The following is a 16,834-nucleotide window of genomic DNA, read 5'->3' on the forward strand; positions in this document are numbered from 1 at the left end:
ACCGCAGCGGCGCCAAAAACCGGCTCTCAACTCAACGGCCTGGTGACTTTTTCACGGACGACAAGATTATTGCTTCGACCCCGAGTGATTGGCCTTCGGTGTTCGGACCGCCACTGCTGCCCGTCATCTCCATTTCGTCCATATGCAGGATGTCGGTCTTCCAGTCGCCAACCAACCATCACGATCCGGCTGTTCTTGCCGTTGATCGCCGCCCGCTCCTCATGAGCTCCGGCCACGAGCGAGGCGCTGAGAGCACATTGTCGCGTTCTGCGCGATCGAGGAAGACCGGCGGCCGAAGCCGCCAAACGGCGGCTCATTCACCTCGCTGTGTCCAACGGCTCAACCGCTCACCCGCGCGCTGCAACACAGTCTCTCTAGGAATACGATCGAATGATCGAATGATTAATCGACCATATCTCTAGTAATAGCTCCTTCCCATGTCGCGCGCGCCCTCCTATACGCCACCCTCCGATAAAGGCGGAGATAGGCGTTACACATCGCATCGCGCGAGAATGCGGTTTCAACGCGCCGACGCCCTTCGATACCGAATTGATTAGCAAGCGTACGGTCATTGAGGAGTCTGAGCACACGATCGGTCAGCACCCCAGCGTCGTGGCTCGGCACAAGAAATCCCGTCTGGCCCTCCAGGACCAATTCGGGAGTGCCCCCATCGTTTGTTGCTACGATTGGCTTACCCAATGCCATGCATTCGGTAATTGCGTTGGAAATGCCTTCCCCGTGTACCCGGCTGTTGGTAACGAGAACTCCCACAGTGAAGACATTGACGATACTTTCTACATCTTTCCGCCGACCCAGAAACTTTATCCGCGGCGAATACTCAGGTGGGACGCTGTCGTGCACTTTCCGCATCATTGCACCGTCGCCGACAGCCACAAAAGTAACATCGTCCCTGAGGCGGCAAATGCGGCAGGCCATTTCGACAAAGATTGCATAGTCCTTTTTGGGTGTGACGTTGGCAACCATCCCGACAATGTGGGGAGTCGCGATTCCCAAGCTGCTGCGAAGCTCGACCTCGTCCACCAAGTTAGAAAGTCTTTCAGGATTGAACCCATTATAGATGCATACACCTTTGCGCTCGGGAATATCGTAGGCAGCCAGGCCTGCGCGCGAATTGGCGACAACAATGTCTGAAAACGGAAAGGTCAGCTTGCCCCTTAAGTAGTCCTTATTCCACAGTGTCATATGCGGCGGCGCGTCCCGCACAAAGCCATTGACGAAAGCCGCGCCGCACAATTTCGCAACCGGAGCTGCGTAAATGGAGCATATGGAGCCCCACGAGTGGACGATATCAATTTTCAAATTGGAGGTCAGATCGTACAAACTCTTGAAAAGGCGCAAATCCCTCCTGCCTTTCCGAATGAGCGGAATGTATTGCGCATGTTCGCTGTCAATTTCGTATTGATCATCCTCCTCATAGGTAACTGCGACGAATGACTCTATTTCGCGGTGAGGGACAAGCCCCTCCAAAAGTTCGACGATTTGTCGTTCTTTTCCTCCCCGGCCTATGCATTCAGTAAAGTGTAGTATACGCACGGCATCGATCTCCCGCGGGGACTGCTTCAATCCAAATCGCAACGAGGCGGTTCAGCGCAAAATTCAACGTTCAACCGCGCTCGATGTAAAGCTTCTCATTTGCAGCATTTTGGCCACCGCCGATTGCATGCCGCTCATGCGAACCTCGAACCTGGCCCTCGTGTCGAATGGCCCCCCAACGCCGACGCGAGGAAGTGCAAAATGGTTTGAGTTGCGGTCGGATACTTGCCCATTCTGCGTTGTTACTGCGGTCGAAAAGCCTATTTCCTTCGCGAGATGTGCTTCGCGAGGACCACATGCTCTGGAGTCGCCGTAAGGATAAGCGAAGTGCCGAACCGGAAGCTGCAGCAATTGCTCCAGATAGCAGCGGTTATCCGCCATTTCGGCTCGCGCTGCAGGAGCATCCAGGGACGACAGTGCTGCATGCGAAGCGGTGTGCCCGCCGATTGACGCGAGAGGATGCCGCGAGAGTTTTTGAAGCTCGCGCTCATTCAGGAAATATGCCTCATTCAAAGCCGATAGCGATATACCCGTCTTGTTGAACGTTGAGGCGAGCATTGCAGCCCGGTGATAATCTTGGTGAATCCACTCAATTACCTTGTATAAGCCCGACACCTTTTCGTGAAACTCGGGACAGTGGAACTTCATGTCCATCGCATCGATCGTAACCGTGTCTCCAATGCGAAATACTTCGCGCAAGCCCAGCCACCACGATTGCAGCGTTCGTGTGAGGGCACCAGTGGGAACGTACATCATGAATGGGGCGTTGTTTCGCTCGAGGATTGGAAGCGCAGCCGCGAGGTTGTCGCGATAGCCGTCGTCAAAGGTAAGCACCGCATAGCGGCACGGTCCGGGATCCGTGGCCAATCGCTCGAGACATGTCTCGAAACTGACAATCTCCCACCCTTCTTGCCGCAGCCAATTGAGTGAATATTCGAAAAGAGCAACTGAAGTCCCGGTCATCAATTCCGAGCGAAAATCTTGTTGAATCTCATGGAACATCAGGATAGCTGCCCTACCAGCAAAAATCCTGCGGAAGGTTGGCATTAGCCCGGACCGATGAGCCAATTGGATCATGCTGTCCTTGAGAACCTGCTTCACTCTAACCCCTCATCAGAAAGAAACTAACGTCCCATCAGAAGGACACTGCCGCCTTGGCGAATTGACCTGACATTTCCGATTGCTTTCTGTGCGCGGTCTGTCGCCAATGTTCGTCTTCAGAATGATATTGTGAGCAAAAACTCAAGCAACGCGCTTGCGGAATAAGAAACGATTGAGCCTTTCTGTTTACTCGACGCGATTACCACACGCAATTCTGCGGACCGTTTACTCACTTGTAAGTACCTCCAAATTCGACACCTCCATTGAACAGCTTTCGCCGCATAGTTTTCTTCCTCCAGCCCATCGATCACAGTCTCTGCGTTCAGCCCATAAATGTAGGCGAAGGAGGGGAGTTTGAAGTGGGAAACCGCGTTAGTACAGCGGGAACCATCTCAACCAAGCGTACCAGCGTTGCAGACATTTGTGTCCGACCACTCTCGAAAGTGGAAACATCAACAGAAAGGTGAATCACGCGCGCCCAATCACAGCACCTCACACGCCCGATCACGGATCTCGTCGCGGCGCTCGACGGCGATCGCGAAATAGTTCGTGCTGCGCTGAGGAAGGAGGTGTGCTTCCTGGAACCCCGATAAATCGAGGCCGGGGTCGTTGTGGGCGACGCGGTTCGGCAGCACGACGCAGTAACCGCGCCGCGCCAGCCAATCGAACAGGTCGGCCTTAGGATACATCCCACCCGATCCGCTCTCGAACATGATCGTCGGCCGGCTGCTCGCAATCAGCTTCTCCGCGCCGCGCAGGACGCCTAGCTCCGCGCCTTCCACGTCGATCTTCATCGCATCGACATCCGTGGCCGTGACCACCGTGTCCAGGCGCTGCACCGGGACCTGGATCTCGCGAACGGTCGACCGGCGACCCAGCGTCCTGTCGAGCGACGAATAGCCGGAGCGGTTGAGGTCGATGAAGAACGCCGCCAGTTCCTCGCGCTCGCCCGCCGCGATGGAGTGGACCTCGATCTCGGGGAAGCGACGCCGGAGCGCTGCCGCTTTTTCGGGGATGGCCTCGATCGCGATGATTTTGCGCGGGCTGCTGTGTCGCCGGACGCCGGCCACCACGGAGCCGATATGCGCGCCCACGTCGACGAACACCTTCCCGTCGCCACAGATGCGCTCGATCAGGCGCCTGGCCGTGCTGTCGTTGGAAATGCGCCCAAGCGATTCATCCTGTCGCACGGCTGCTCTGAACAGCTCGACCCGCTCGCGCAGAGACAGTGCGAAACCGCCGACTCGCGTCCCTATGATCGCTTCCTTCAACATCGCAAAAGCTCCCTGTTAAGTTCCGCGCCTCTCACGGGCGGCGCACTTAGCTGTAGACACCGGATTTCTTCTGCACGTTATGCAAGAAGTCTTGCGCTCCGCGCCTGCAGAGGATGTCGGGCAGCGCGCTAGTCTCCCAAGCGGAATTGCTGTCCTGTAAGCTTTCTCGACGTTGGAAGGCTTTGAGTTGACCTCTGGCAATTTGAATTTGCCTTCGAGGATCTTGTAGAGTTCATTCTTCCAGCCGTCGCATTGTCGTCATCCGCTCCGCAGCAAACGCTTGCCCACCGTCCTTGCCCTGAAGTTCGAGAGAACGTCGGCATATACCCCGACGATCTTTTCGACGGTGAGCGCCTGGTCGTACCTCGCCATTGCCGCTCGCCCCCGGAACTCGCTGCTCCGCGACCAGTCAAAAACCTCTCGAAGGTTGCGGGCAATTGTGCCGGCGTCCTGCGGACAGATCCGCGTCCCCGCGATGCCGCTTAACAGCTCGCCAACGTCGCCTACCTCCGTCGCCACTACCGGGCGATTGCACGCGAGAGCTTCCTTGATAGAGGTCGGCGACCCCTCATAATCCGAGCAGAGAAGCAGGGCGTCGGCCGCGCTGTAGCACCACGGCATTTCGCCGTTCGGCACATTGACGACCGTCATCAACTCCGCGTCGACGTCCTCCTGCACGAGTCGCTCGACTGACGCTCTTGCCAGATCGTATCTCTTCTCAGGGCGCGCCGGATCAAATGGAAACAGAACGATATACCTGTCTTTCGGCCACCCCAGCCGCGCTCGTGCTTTGTCGCGATCGTACGGCTTGAATACGCCGAGGTCGACCCCGCAGGGAATTACGACTCCCGGAATCCGTCTCCGCATCCCCTCCGAAACGACTATGACGGCATCGGCGAAATGCGACACAACCCGTGTGCACAGCCTCTCAAAGATATTTTTGCCAAGTACGTCAGTCCCGTGCAGCGTGATGACGAGTGGCGCCTGCGACCGAAACATTGCAGGATATGCCGAATAACCGTAATGCGCATGGACGATGTCGTATGCCCCCGCGCTCGTCATTCGCATGACGTCAAGAGAGCACCTCAGATAGTTCATCTTGGACTGGAATCCGAGAATATTGATAACGTCGACCGTGTGGCCGAACCGGCGCAGCTGCTCTACCTGCTGGCACACGAAGGCTCCGGAGCCCGGTCTGTGCGGACTCGGATACATGTTGGTGACACAGAGGATCCTCACGATAGTGTTCCCTCGACGCTTGGCACGAACTGCCAGCGAGTCACTGGTCTGCGCCGCGAACCTCTTTGAGCCGTCGTCGGATCTCTGCCGGGACGCCCATCACGAGCGCACCGTCGGGCACGTCCTTCGTCACCACCGCACCGGCGCCGACGACGGCGCCAACGCCGATTCTGACGCCTGGCAGTAGGTTGGCTCCCAGGCCGATCGCCGCGCCGCGCGCGATATGGGGCCCGAGCATGGGCGAACCGTCGTAGCCGTTGCGGCCGATCGCATTGTCGTTCGAAGTGCCGACGCAGCCCGAAATGAACACGTCGTCTTCGATCGTCATATTGCCCGCCAGCCAGGTGTGATCCTGCACCCGGACGCGATCGCCGATTCGCGTGTTGTAATTGACCGTGACGTAACGTCCGATGACAGTCTTCGAGCCGATCCGCGATTGTTCACGGATCGAGGCGCCGTCACCAATCAGGGTCCCCGCGCCGACCGAGACGTCGTAGAAGATTACCGCGTGCGGTCCGATAGAACAATCGGCGCCGATATCGACCCATGCCTCGAAACGCGGCGCGCGCGACAACGCGCCGGCCCCCTTGGGCGCCTTGCCGATATAGGCTCCCGGGAAGATTTCGACGTTGTCCCCGATTCTTGCGCCGCTCTCAATCACGACATGCGGGTGAATGACCACCCGGTTGCCAATCGTAACATCAGGCCGCACCACGGCGAACTCGGCGATCGTCACGGCCGCACCGATCGCCTCGGTCTCGACCACCGCCCATGCACTGATTCGATTCATCGCCACTCCTTCCCGGCCTCGGCGCGCAGCGCGGCGGGCGAATACGTTGACTTCCGTCGCAATTTCTTGTGACCGTCCTGCTCGGCCGCAGCGCGCGCAATCGCGGCGATACGGCGCACCTGGTCGCGTGCGAGCTCGGGGAACATGGGCAGGGACAATGATCGAGCGGCCATCGCTTCGCAGTACGGCAAGTCGCCCTGCCTGTAGCCGAGATGGGCGAGGGCAGGCTGTAGGTGGAGCGGCACCGGATAATGGATCCCGGTAGCTACGCCGGCCTGGTCGAGCTTGTTCCGCATTGCGTCCCGCTCGTTGGTCTCGATCACATACAAATGATAGACGTGCGTCGACCCCTTTTGAACGAACGGCGTCTTGATCCCCGACTGCGCCAACTCCACGGCGTACCACTCCGCAGCGCGCCGCCGATTGGCGTTCCATTCATCCAGGCGCCGCAGCTTGATCTGCAGGATTGCCGCCTGGAGAGTATCGAGCCGGCTGTTGAACCCGATCTCGGCGTGGCTGTAGTGGCTGGTTCGACCGTGGTCACGCAGTCGTTCGATCCGCTCGGCGATCGCGGCACTGTTGGTAGTGACCGCTCCGCCGTCGCCATAGGCCCCGAGGTTCTTCGCCGGATAAAACGAGAAACATGCGACATCGCCGAGCGCCCCGGTTCGGACCCCCTGATATTCCGCCCCGTGCGCCTGGGCCGCGTCCTCTAGTACATAGAGGCCGCGCCGCCGTGCGATGTCCTTGATTGGACCCATGTCAGCGGGCTGGCCGTAGAGGTGGACTGCGACGATCGCTCTTGTACGACCCGTTAGAGCGCGCTCGATCATCTTGGGATCGATCGTGTAGGTGTCTGGATCGATATCGACGAACACGGGCCGCGCACCCGTCGCCACGATGGCCGCCGCGGTGGCGATGAAGGTATGAGCGGTTGTAATCACCTCGTCGCCATGACCAATATCCAGGGCCCGCAGCGCCAGATGAAGCGCGTCCGTGCCGCTCGCCACACCGCGCGCGTGGCGCACCTGGCAATACGCGGCGAAATCTCTTTCGAACGAGGCAACCGCCTCGCCGCCGATGAATTGCGCGGAGTCGAGAATGTCCCGAATTGCTTCGGCCATCTCGTCCTTTAGCGTCTCATATTGCGCTTTAAGATCGACGAACGGAATGTGCATTTGTCGAACCTCACGAGAATCCGTCTCTGTCACTGGAGAACCTCATCGGGCACCGTGCCCCCGCAGCACCGCGGGAAGCGTCAGCGCAATCAACTTCAGGTCGGTCCATAAGGTCCAGTTCATTGCATATTCGACATCCATCTCGAGCATTACCTCGGGGCAGACACGACCCCGGCCGCGCACCTGGCAAATTCCGGTGATGCCGGGCTTCACAATGTGACGTTTATGGTGCCAGTCCCGGAAGTATTCGAGTTCATAAGGAATCGCCGGCCGCGGACCGACGATGCTCATTTCGCCCCGCAATACATTGAGAAGTTGCGGCAGCTCGTCGAGGCTGGTTCTCCGCAGCCAACGCCCCACGCGCGTCACGCGAGGGTCGTCTGTCAGCTTGTATGGGGCATCGGGGTCGTTCGAGAGGGGTTCCTTTGCCCAAGCCCGCCGGATCGCATCGCGATGGACGTTTTCATCGGCGTTGTGGCGGAGCGTCCGGAATTTGAAGCAGTTGAACGGTTTCTCGTCTCGCCCGATCCGACGTTGGCGAAAGACCGCTGGTCCGGGACTATCGAGATGGATTGCTATCCACACCACCATGAAGACGGGAGCCAGCACCACGATCGCGAGAACGCCGATCGCGACGTCGAGCGCCCGCTTGCCGAATTCCCGCGGGGTCGCCTTCCGTCGCGTGGCTTCATGCGACGGCAATTTCGGGACCTCCCGCCGGCACGTTCCGCCGCCGAAACATCCGTTGATCCTTACCGTTGTTACGGTGTTTGTGCTTGAACCGTAGACACGCCGATGCCGCCTCGAGCGCTTCGACAACGCGCAGCCCGTGCAGTCCGTCCGCGCGCGGCCGTTCCCCGGTCATGATCGCGTTGACGAAGTCGAGTAACTCGAGTTTCAGCGGTTCGCTGCTGGATATCGCGGGGATATGCACGTCGCCATGATGATAGGCCGATTGGAAGTCGGCGTAGGAGTCGCCGTTAATCTGCGGCCTGAATCGCTTCTGGTAAACGCGCACTTTCTCGGACGGCTGCACGTCGTCGAACACCAGCATCGCATCGCTTCCGACGACCGTGATCTGGCGCACCTTGACCGGGTCCAACCAGGAAACATGCACATGGGCGGTCGCGCCGCTCTTGAAGCCCATCTTGGCGTAAACAACGTCCTCAACGTCAGGCAGAACGTGCGCGGAACCCCAGGCGCCGATGGTTTGCGGCACCTCCTCCAGCAGGCAGAAGATGATCGAGAGGTCGTGCGGCGCCAAGTCCCAAAGGACATTGGCGTCCTGCCGGTAGAGGCCGAGATTCAGGCGTCGCGAATCAATGTAGTAAAGCTCGCCGAGAGAGCCGCTCTGGATCATCTGGCGCATGACACCCACCGCCGGGTGATACTCGAACGTGTGTCCGACCATCAGCACACGCTTGCGCTCTTCGGCGATCGCATTCAACTCGCGGCATTGGGCGCTCGTCATAGCCAACGGCTTCTCAACGAGCGCGTGCTTTCCGGCCTGGAGCACCGCCCGCGCCAATTCAAAGTGCGTCTCCACAGGGGTGGCGACAATGACCCCGTCTATAGAAGGGTTATTCAGCACCGCGCCGATATCACGCGAAACATCGACAGAAGGATATTGTGAACGGACATATTCCAATCTGTCAGGGTGCAGATCAGCGGCCATCGAAAGCCTTGCGTTGCGTATGTCGCAGCTGACACGGATGTGTTTCGCACCCCAGTAGCCGCAACCGATGACGGCGAGCGACGGGCCGCCGTTCGCGGTCCGAATTTCCGCGTTATTCGCCATGTTGGTTCCCTGTTTGAAGGCCTCAGCGTGCGTTCATTCAAGATAACCGATTGAGCGCGCACGCTGCTGAAGAACACGGATTATGATCTACGCTCTTTTGGGGTACACAGGTCGGAATACCCCGCGTCCTTCAGTGGAAACCTGGCGGCCTTTCGTATAGGACTCCTCAAGAGGAGCACAATCTCGAGGTCGCGGACGATCCGCAGGATGCCCGGTGGCCTCGCTGAAGGATGATGCGACAACCCAGGACGGAACGCCGACGCCATGGACACGGGCTCTTCGATCGCGCTCCTGATCCGCAGTGACACTCCATCGTCCGACGATTGCAACCTGGCGGAAATCCTCGATTTTTTCGGAGTTCCATGGACGGCGCTGACAGTCAGTGAAGCGAACGGGGGCAATGTAGCCTCGCTGACGGCAAGTCATCCGCAGTTCTCCATCCTGACTTCCGCGCCCTGTCTTGCTGAAACCCTGCAGCCCTGCAAGGCCGGAACGCTTCCGGCTTGGTTGGCGGCAGCCGCATCCGTGTTCGTCTATGGATTTCAAGCTGTGGATCCCTGCAGGGCTCTGCTGCGCCAGATCACGGGAGACCCGGAGGCGGACATCCGCGGCATGGACGCGTGGCCAATAACCGTGTCCGTCACTGATGCTTTTCCAGAGATGTGCGGCCCAATGTCGGCCCTGCGGATCCAACTGGAGCCCGGCGCCGCGGATGCGGCGCTTGTCATCCGGGATGGTGGCGAATTGCAGAGCATCGTCGGGGCGCCCGAGGGACACCTGTTCGCCGGATTTGCTTATTCCGGCGTGCGCTTTTTTGCCGATGCCTCACTGGCGATGGTGGACATTCGCGAACGCGCTGCGACCTATTTTGATGTGAAGAAGCGTTTCGCCGGTGCGGTGCCAGTCGTGATGTATCTGAAGTGGTCGTTCCGCGACGTCTGCTGGACCGCCTCCGAAACAAACGCGTGCCTGATCATCGACGATCCACCCCTGAGGCCACGGTACGGCTTTCTCGATTTTGGCGAACTACTGCAGTTGGCCAACAAGCAGACGTTCGCGACGACCATCGCCTTCATTCCATGGAACTGGCATCGAACAAATCGCGACACCGTTACCGCCTTTCGAAAAAATAGCGGAAAACTGTCCGTCTGCGTGCACGGCTGCGATCACACCCGTAGTGAATTTGCAGCCCGTTCAGCCGACCTACTCGACAGAAAGCTGAAGACCGCCAAGTGTCGGATGCAGTCCCTTCTCAACGAGACCGCGCTTGATCATGAAAACGTGATGGTTTTCCCGCAAGGGGCATTCTCGCCCGAGGCGGTGTCGGCTCTCAAGCGACATGGCTTCGTCGCGGCAGTGAACACGGAAGTCGCACCAGCCGATGACGCGTCGAACGAAACGACACTTGCGGACCTGTGGAGTGTCGCCATCGTTCGGTATGGGGGATTCTCGATTTACACCCGGCGGTATATTGACCACGGCATTGAAAACTTCGCATTTGACGGAATCCTGGGCAAGCCGTGCTTCGTTGCCGGGCATCACGACCTTTTCCGAGGCCACGGCAGCGAACTAGCGGAGTTCCTCCGACAGCTTGCATCCTTGCGGTGGAAGCTCTGTTGGCGGACTCTCGGGGACGCCGTTTGCCACAGCTACAGCATTCGACCCGACGGCGTAACGATCATAGTAAAGATGTTTGCTGAACAACTCCGCATCGAAAACATGGAGGCGATGACGCGACGGATCCAAGTCGTGAAGCAAGAACCACAGGTCGATTCTTTGAAAGATGTTACAGTCAACCAAGACGTCGTCGCGTACGAATGCATGGACGGATGTATTCGGGTGATCGTCGATATCCCGCCCGGCAGGACGGCGGATATACGCTGCGTTTATCACAAACAGCCGGATGCTTTCGCGCATTCAGAATCGGTCTCATACCGACTTGGGGTGGCGGTTCGGCGATATCTATCCGAACTTCGTGACAATTACGGGTACCTTTTTCGTTTTCGCGTGTAGCCGGGAGGCGGACCGCAACGAGCGTGGTCATGCTGTTTCGGCCCAGGCACGAAGCTCCTAGCATGATGCTCCTGGCAGATCGCTTCCTGCTCCGGCGGGCTCCGACGCCTGACCCGATACGTGGCGTTCAACAGGTCGTCACTCGGCCTCCCGCGCAACCATCCTGTCTTCCCTTCGTCACAACCAGAATAGGTAGCCCAAAAAAGTTGAGGCTCTGCGCGGATGAAAGAATACACTCGGGTAGGGGTGCCGATCGACATATTATCTCTGAATGAAACCGTCGACCTTGCAGACAAACTCATGAGCAGCCGCCGCCGTTGCCAGCACAACGTAATGCGGCTGATGGATTAAGATGAAAATTGCGGTGTTCGGACTTGGTTACGTCGGCATGACGACGGCCGCTTGCCTCACCAGGCAAGGCCACGAAGTCGTCGGTGTCGACGTCAGCGATGAAAAAGTGGCGATCGTCAACGCGGGCAAATCGCCAATCACGGAGCCCGGTCTCGATCAACTTGTAGAGCGTGCTGTCAGGAAAAATTTGCTGAGCGCGACGAAGGATGCCAGCGGACATCTCGACAGTTGCACCATGGCCATAGTCTGTGTGGGAACGCCTAGTGCGCCGGACGGATCTCACAACATGAGCTTTATCGCGGAAGTTTCCCATCAGATCGCGGAGCTGGTCGGTCCCGCCCGCGCGACGACGTTGACGATCGTATTTCGCTCCACGATGCGGCCCGGTACCATCGAGGAACTGGTCCTCCCGATTTTCGAGGACGCATTGAAGGGCAGGACGGACCTCGTCGAGGTTGTCTATAACCCCGAATTCTTGCGCGAATCGGTAGCGATCGAAGACTTCTTCAACCCGCCGAAGATCGTGATTGGGACGAAGGACGGGGAAAGGTGCGCGGCTCTTGACGAGTTGAACGCAAGTATCGCGGTGCCGGTCTTCTACACGAATTATCGCGCGGCAGAGATGACAAAATTCGTCGATAACTCGTTTCACGCAGTAAAGATTGCTTTTGCCAACGAAGTCGGTCGCGTTTGCGATAAGCTCGGTATTAGCGCGACCACTGTTCATAAGATTTTCATCTCTGATACCAAGCTCAACATTTCCCCCTATTATTTGAGGCCGGGTGGCGCATTCGGCGGCTCATGCTTGCCGAAAGACGTTCGTGCGCTCCAACACATCGCAAGCGACGTCGGGGCGCATACTTGGCTCGTGGATTCGGTTCTGAGATCGAATGATGAGCATAAGAATTTCCTGTTTGAGAATTGCCTGAAAGCAGTCCCGGCCGGCGGGCGGGTGCTTATGCTGGGGCTTGCCTTCAAGGAGGACAGCGACGATCTTCGCGAGAGTCCCAATATCGACTTGGCTCGCAAATTCCTTCGGTTGCACATCGGCTTGTCGATCTACGACCCGCACGTCGAGCCGTCGAAATTGTTGGGTCAGAATCTTGGCTATGCGTTCTCCAATTTGCCCGCGCTCCGCAAATTACTAATCCTAAAGTCGGCCGCCGAGTCGGAGCTGTTCGATCTTGTCATCGATACCCGAGGGTGGGCGAAACATATGGCGTTACACGCCAGGCGGATCATTGATGTCAACACTCTTTCATGACGACGGCGTTGCACGCCACGATCAAGCGGGTGTTAGTTCGGTTCGCCGCCGGGTGCTTATCATCGTCGAAAATCTTCCGGTACCGTTCGATGCCAGAGTGTGGTCGGAAGCCAGCACATTGGCGCGGCATGGTTATGAAGTGTCGGTAATTTGTCCCAAGGGACCGGGCGCAACGGCCTCATTTGAAATTATCGAGGGAATCGCGGTCTATCGCCACTGGTTGCCGGGAGAAGGTCGTGGGGTGCTGGGCTATCTCGCCGAGTACAGCGCGGCATTATTTTGGGAGTTCGTGCTGAGTTTGAAAATTCTCACAACGCGCGGGTTTGATGTAGTCCACGCGTGTAATCCGCCGGATCTCATTTTCGTAGTTGGTGCATTTCATAAGTTTCTATTTGGAAAATCTTTCATTTTCGATCACCACGATATCAGCCCGGAGCTTTACGAGGCGAAATTCGGACGTCGTGGCTTGCTCTGGCAGGTTATGGTCCTACTTGAACGCATTACATTCGCATTGTCTGACGTATCGATAGCAACCAACCAATCATATCGTACCATTGCCATTGAACGAGGGCGAATGAACCCTGATCATGTGTTCGTTGTGCGCTCCGCTCCAAACCTTTCGCGCGTTCGCTCATTTCCACCAGACCCGGCCTGGAAGAGGGGACGGAAATTCCTTGTCGGATATGTGGGTGTTATTGCAAGGCAGGAGGGGATCGATCTGTTGCTGGAATCAATCAGGCACATCCGCAGGATACGAAATCGCGATGATGTCCAGTTCGTCATTGTCGGGGGTGGGCGGGAATTGGAGGAGCTCAAGAAGCTTGCATTGGCTTTTGAACTGGACGAATTGGTTACGTTCACTGGCCGTGTTGATGACGCTACACTATTCACAATACTCTCCACGGCAGACGTCTGCGTAAATCCGGACCGCCCCAGCTCGATGAACGACAAATCAACGATGCACAAGATCATGGAGTATATGGCGTTGGGTAAGCCTATTGTTCAATTTGACCTCACTGAAGGCCGTTTTTCGGCTGGAGAGGCATCCTTATATGTACAGAATGCGGATACTGCGGAGTTCGGCGACAAGATATTGGAACTTGTAGATGATCCAGTGCGACGCGATGCTATGGGTGCATTCGGCCAGAAAAGAATCTATGACGAACTCGCTTGGCACCACGAGTCAACAAAGCTCTTGGGTGCCTATGAAAAAGTATTCAAACTAAAAGAGAAATGCGGATAGGTCCTATTCTCTTCGCGTCTCGGCAAGCTTTCGATAACACCCGTCGCAAACAAAATAATAACATAGCGCGGCCGGATTTAACCGCGCTAGCGAGGTCGTGCTGCCAGTGAAGCTGCGCACCGTCAGTCAGGGTCGTCGTGACGAGACAGGTGCTGACGGCCCGATTGTTAGCATCAAATTTCGGTAATGGACGGCAGTCGTTTCAGGCGCCGACGACCGATAGATGCCATATTCCCAATAGGTGCCCTGCCCATAGCCCAAAGGACCCCGATAGTTCACAACCTGCGAACCATTGATCCAGACGTCCAAATACCCGCCGCCGCTGTTGGAAAAATTGGCTTGAGCGCGAATGTCCTTGTAGACGCCAGGAGTAATTGGAGTCGGATCGGTCCAGAGCGTGAGCATACGGAGAGCGGAAGACGAATTACTGGGATTCCCACCGGGCAGAACATAGCGGGCGACAATTTGCAGATGGTCGCCGTCCATCTGGACCGCGAACGGCGGTGAGGTCCCTACACCACTCGCAATGTCGTCATTGTGCATTTGACCGACGACAAACCAGCCGTTCGATCTGTTTTGAGTGTTTACAAATGACCCATTGGGCCCATTGGCCTCCACCATGAACTGATAGTCCATGCCAATCGGAGTACCGGGCGGGATAAATGCACCCCAGCTGGTCGCGACGCCCGTCGACTGATTTTGAATTTCAGAGCGATCACAGTATGAGCCATCACCACCCGCTGCCCAATTGTCGCCCTGATGGACTTCGAAGCGCAGAGTTTGTGGGTCAGGATTGGTCAGGCTATAGCTCTTACCCGCCGTCTCAACTAGGTAGCTGTCGCCACCGATAAGAAAGCGGGTTTGCGGCTTAGCCGAAAACGACGTAATCGACGGAACAACTGTTCTAGTTCTACTTACAGGCTGCGATGCGGCGCTCGTATTGTCTGCCATATTGCTGTGGGTGCCAGCAAAGCTGTGAGTATCGTCGGACAGGCCCTCGGCCAGTAAATTCCACGAACCACCTGCGTCGACTATCCTCGTATCGAGGGATGTCGATCCATTAGAGATGTTCGCGACGCTGCCAGCCAGCGCAAAGATAAGGGGTATCATTATTGTCATTTGCTATCCCCCTTGTCTGTATTCTACTTGTAGTCCGAGCAAGATTACAGCAACGCTCTATCGTGAAATTCGATCAGCGTGCTGCCGCAAAAATGCTTGGCCACTTGTGAAGAGAGCTCATTCAAATCCCGATACAATTTTCGACTGATTCAATCGAAGGAAAATAAGGACTACCACCAGGCATGAGCGCCCGAGGAATGCATCGTGAATTGTATGGCGTTGTACAGAATGCGAGATAACACGTGCGCACCGGGAGCATCACGCCTCGTGGCCGGACCCGAAAGAGCCGCGCCTGCGCGACGAGCGCCACCGTCCGCCGTCGGCGCAGGATCGCTAGCTTGATGCGCTCGAGACGCCGCGACAGCAGCTCCGGCGCACTGCAATGTAGGATGTCCGAATAGGGGATCCGCACGGGCAAAACTTTCCCCAGTCCTCCCAGTCGCCTCGCATTGAGCCGTTGCGTACGGCGCTTTACCACGAGAAAGGCATGATCCGACCCATCGCTGACGGTGAGCTGCAGGCAATCATACGGTGCGTGATCGTCGAAGATCTGTCGTTGCTGGCTAGTCAGCCTCTCGCGGACCGCAGCCGGATCGAAGCTGATGACCAGACGGTTCGGCGCGAACAGCGTCTCGGCCTGGAGCAATGGCGGCATGACGATCCTGTTCGAAGCTAGGGGTGTGAAGCGCTGCGCCAGGAGGGCAGCCCAGGCGGTCGGCTCGGGGTGAACGCCGTGCAGGTGAGGCTCTCGTCCCGCAGCGCCTCGGCGAGCAGGGCCATTCCCCAGCCGCGGTACTTCGCATGCACGGACCAGGAGGAGAGATTACAGACGAGCGCTACTTCCCCGACCATCGCTGTTGCGCCGACGGATAGGGTCGTGGCCAAGCCTTCGATCGACGGCGCCGCCAGAAAGGCCGAGAGGGTAGGGGGATGCCCAGTATAATCCTCGATCTCGAGAAGCAGGGTTCAAACGCTAGCGATTCCGCGCCGAAGCCAAGAAGACTATCGGACCAGGCAACGGGCGCGAGATGCCAAGCACGCGCTCGCAAATCGCCTGGAGCTCCCGCCGCAGCCCGTCACCCTGCGGGATCACCCCGTCGTGGCCTGGCGCCAGCCCCCGTGATGCCCTGATGGCCGGAGACGCCCGAAGAACCGGATGCTTGGCAATGGCATCGAGACATTCCGGGTTCTGCAGCGCATCGCGGTTCTGGACAGGGCGGCCATTCACCGCATCTCGCGCAGCGGTTTCGGACCGCTTGCCGCTAAAGGTCTCAGCAAGCGCCTCGACCTGTGCAATGCACGCCGGCACGAAAGCCGGGAAGCCCGCAGCGCGCGCAAGCTCGGAGCGGATGTGCTTCGCTAGCCTGAGTACCAGACCGTCGCGCAGCACGACCAGGAGAACCATGTGCGTGCCGCCGGTAGAACGTCGCGCTCGAGATCCCCTGCTTGCAGCAGGATAGCAGCGGTCGCCGCACCCGCCTCCTGCTCCCGCAAAATCCCGATGATCTGCTCTTCCGTGAAACGGCTCGGCTTCATGGTCTATCCCTCCCGAGGTGAGGGACTCTACCCAGTCTTGGAGGAGTTTGCGGGGCTCAGACCACACCTCGTAGGTAACCCCTATTATCCGCCAAACGGCTTCGGGATTCCTGAACAGCTGATATGCATTTGGCTATGCTCGTTTTTGATCGGCTACGAGCCTTTGACTTCGCCGGGGGAAAAAATGACGCGCGTCGAGCAAACCGCCACAGCTTTTCTTTTATGCGGCTGATTTATCGCCACTTCTTCAATGTCAGCGACCGGATCAATTACGTCAGCAAGGCCCGGCGAACCATGTGGAAATCGGGGATTCGCCGCAAGGCAGGATTTCTCGCGGCTGCGGGGCTGCTCGTTGGGGGTGCCTGTCATCCTGG

15 protein-coding genes and 1 pseudogene are annotated in these 16,834 nt (G+C 57.8%); 3 read left to right on the forward strand and 13 right to left on the reverse strand.

The genetic code is table 11. The features are described 5' to 3' along the window. Positions 1 to 402: 402 nt before the first annotated feature. From V1294_RS17965 to V1294_RS18000, 8 genes are all read right to left on the reverse strand, one after another. A complete protein-coding gene (locus V1294_RS17965; protein ID WP_334498979.1) occupies positions 403 to 1,554 on the reverse strand; it encodes a glycosyltransferase family 4 protein in 1,152 nt (383 codons plus the stop codon). Positions 1,555 to 1,617: 63 nt separating this feature from the next. Next, a complete protein-coding gene (locus V1294_RS17970; protein WP_334498981.1) occupies positions 1,618 to 2,655 on the reverse strand; it encodes a polysaccharide deacetylase family protein in 1,038 nt (345 codons plus the stop codon). A 482-nt stretch (positions 2,656 to 3,137) separates the two neighbouring features. Continuing rightward, complete coding sequence (locus V1294_RS17975) at positions 3,138 to 3,929, reverse strand: FkbM family methyltransferase (RefSeq protein ID WP_334498985.1); 792 nt, start codon at positions 3,927 to 3,929, stop codon at positions 3,138 to 3,140. A 258-nt stretch (positions 3,930 to 4,187) separates the two neighbouring features. Beyond that, positions 4,188 to 5,168: a glycosyltransferase gene (locus V1294_RS17980; protein WP_334498988.1), complete on the reverse strand. Its 981-nt coding sequence runs from the start codon at positions 5,166 to 5,168 to the stop codon at positions 4,188 to 4,190. 40 nt (positions 5,169 to 5,208) lie between these two features. Beyond that, entirely contained in the window at positions 5,209 to 5,958 is a 750-nt protein-coding gene (locus tag V1294_RS17985; RefSeq protein WP_334498990.1) for a hypothetical protein, read from the reverse strand. Continuing rightward, positions 5,955 to 7,136, reverse strand: coding sequence for a DegT/DnrJ/EryC1/StrS family aminotransferase (locus V1294_RS17990; RefSeq protein WP_334481677.1), 1,182 nt, complete (start codon positions 7,134 to 7,136; stop codon positions 5,955 to 5,957). Before V1294_RS17990 ends, V1294_RS17985 begins: the two co-directional genes overlap by 4 nt. A 42-nt stretch (positions 7,137 to 7,178) precedes the next feature. Next, positions 7,179 to 7,838 carry a sugar transferase gene (locus V1294_RS17995; RefSeq protein WP_334498992.1) on the reverse strand — a complete coding sequence of 220 codons (660 nt, stop codon included), beginning with the start codon at positions 7,836 to 7,838 and terminating at the stop codon, positions 7,179 to 7,181. Further along, positions 7,825 to 8,934, reverse strand: coding sequence for a Gfo/Idh/MocA family protein (locus V1294_RS18000; protein ID WP_334498994.1), 1,110 nt, complete (start codon positions 8,932 to 8,934; stop codon positions 7,825 to 7,827). The genes V1294_RS17995 and V1294_RS18000 overlap by 14 nt, the downstream gene beginning before the upstream one ends. A gap of 264 nt (positions 8,935 to 9,198) precedes the next feature. Between V1294_RS18000 and V1294_RS18005 the strand changes: the two genes are divergently transcribed. From V1294_RS18005 to V1294_RS18015, 3 genes are all read left to right on the forward strand, one after another. Further along, on the forward strand, positions 9,199 to 10,947 hold the full coding sequence (locus V1294_RS18005; protein WP_334498996.1) for a hypothetical protein: 1,749 nt from the start codon (positions 9,199 to 9,201) through the stop codon (positions 10,945 to 10,947). 352 nt (positions 10,948 to 11,299) lie between these two features. Continuing rightward, positions 11,300 to 12,562 carry a nucleotide sugar dehydrogenase gene (locus V1294_RS18010; RefSeq protein WP_334498998.1) on the forward strand — a complete coding sequence of 421 codons (1,263 nt, stop codon included), beginning with the start codon at positions 11,300 to 11,302 and terminating at the stop codon, positions 12,560 to 12,562. After that, complete coding sequence (locus V1294_RS18015; RefSeq protein WP_334499001.1) at positions 12,543 to 13,805, forward strand: glycosyltransferase family 4 protein; 1,263 nt, start codon at positions 12,543 to 12,545, stop codon at positions 13,803 to 13,805. The genes V1294_RS18010 and V1294_RS18015 overlap by 20 nt, the downstream gene beginning before the upstream one ends. A 126-nt stretch (positions 13,806 to 13,931) precedes the next feature. On the opposite strand, the gene V1294_RS18020 is transcribed toward V1294_RS18015, so the two are convergent. The 5 genes and pseudogenes from V1294_RS18020 to V1294_RS18040 form a co-directional block, all read right to left on the reverse strand. Further along, positions 13,932 to 14,924 (reverse strand): heparin lyase I family protein, encoded by a 993-nt coding sequence (locus tag V1294_RS18020; protein WP_334499003.1) that lies wholly within the window; start codon positions 14,922 to 14,924, stop codon positions 13,932 to 13,934. 121 nt (positions 14,925 to 15,045) lie between these two features. Beyond that, on the reverse strand, positions 15,046 to 15,579 hold the full coding sequence (locus V1294_RS18025) for a hypothetical protein (RefSeq protein WP_334499004.1): 534 nt from the start codon (positions 15,577 to 15,579) through the stop codon (positions 15,046 to 15,048). Positions 15,580 to 15,897: 318 nt separating this feature from the next. Beyond that, complete coding sequence (locus V1294_RS18030; RefSeq protein ID WP_334505005.1) at positions 15,898 to 16,329, reverse strand: hypothetical protein; 432 nt, start codon at positions 16,327 to 16,329, stop codon at positions 15,898 to 15,900. Then, positions 16,262 to 16,460: pseudogene (locus tag V1294_RS38015) on the reverse strand (transposase); the annotation flags it as partial. The gene V1294_RS18030 and the pseudogene V1294_RS38015, both read right to left, overlap by 68 nt. A gap of 153 nt (positions 16,461 to 16,613) precedes the next feature. After that, on the reverse strand, positions 16,614 to 16,829 hold the full coding sequence (locus V1294_RS18040; protein ID WP_334499005.1) for a hypothetical protein: 216 nt from the start codon (positions 16,827 to 16,829) through the stop codon (positions 16,614 to 16,616). Between the last annotated feature and the right edge of the window lie 5 nt (positions 16,830 to 16,834).

The organism is Bradyrhizobium sp. AZCC 1678 (assembly GCF_036924765.1).
Taxonomy (GTDB): Bacteria; Pseudomonadota; Alphaproteobacteria; order Rhizobiales; family Xanthobacteraceae; genus Bradyrhizobium; species Bradyrhizobium algeriense.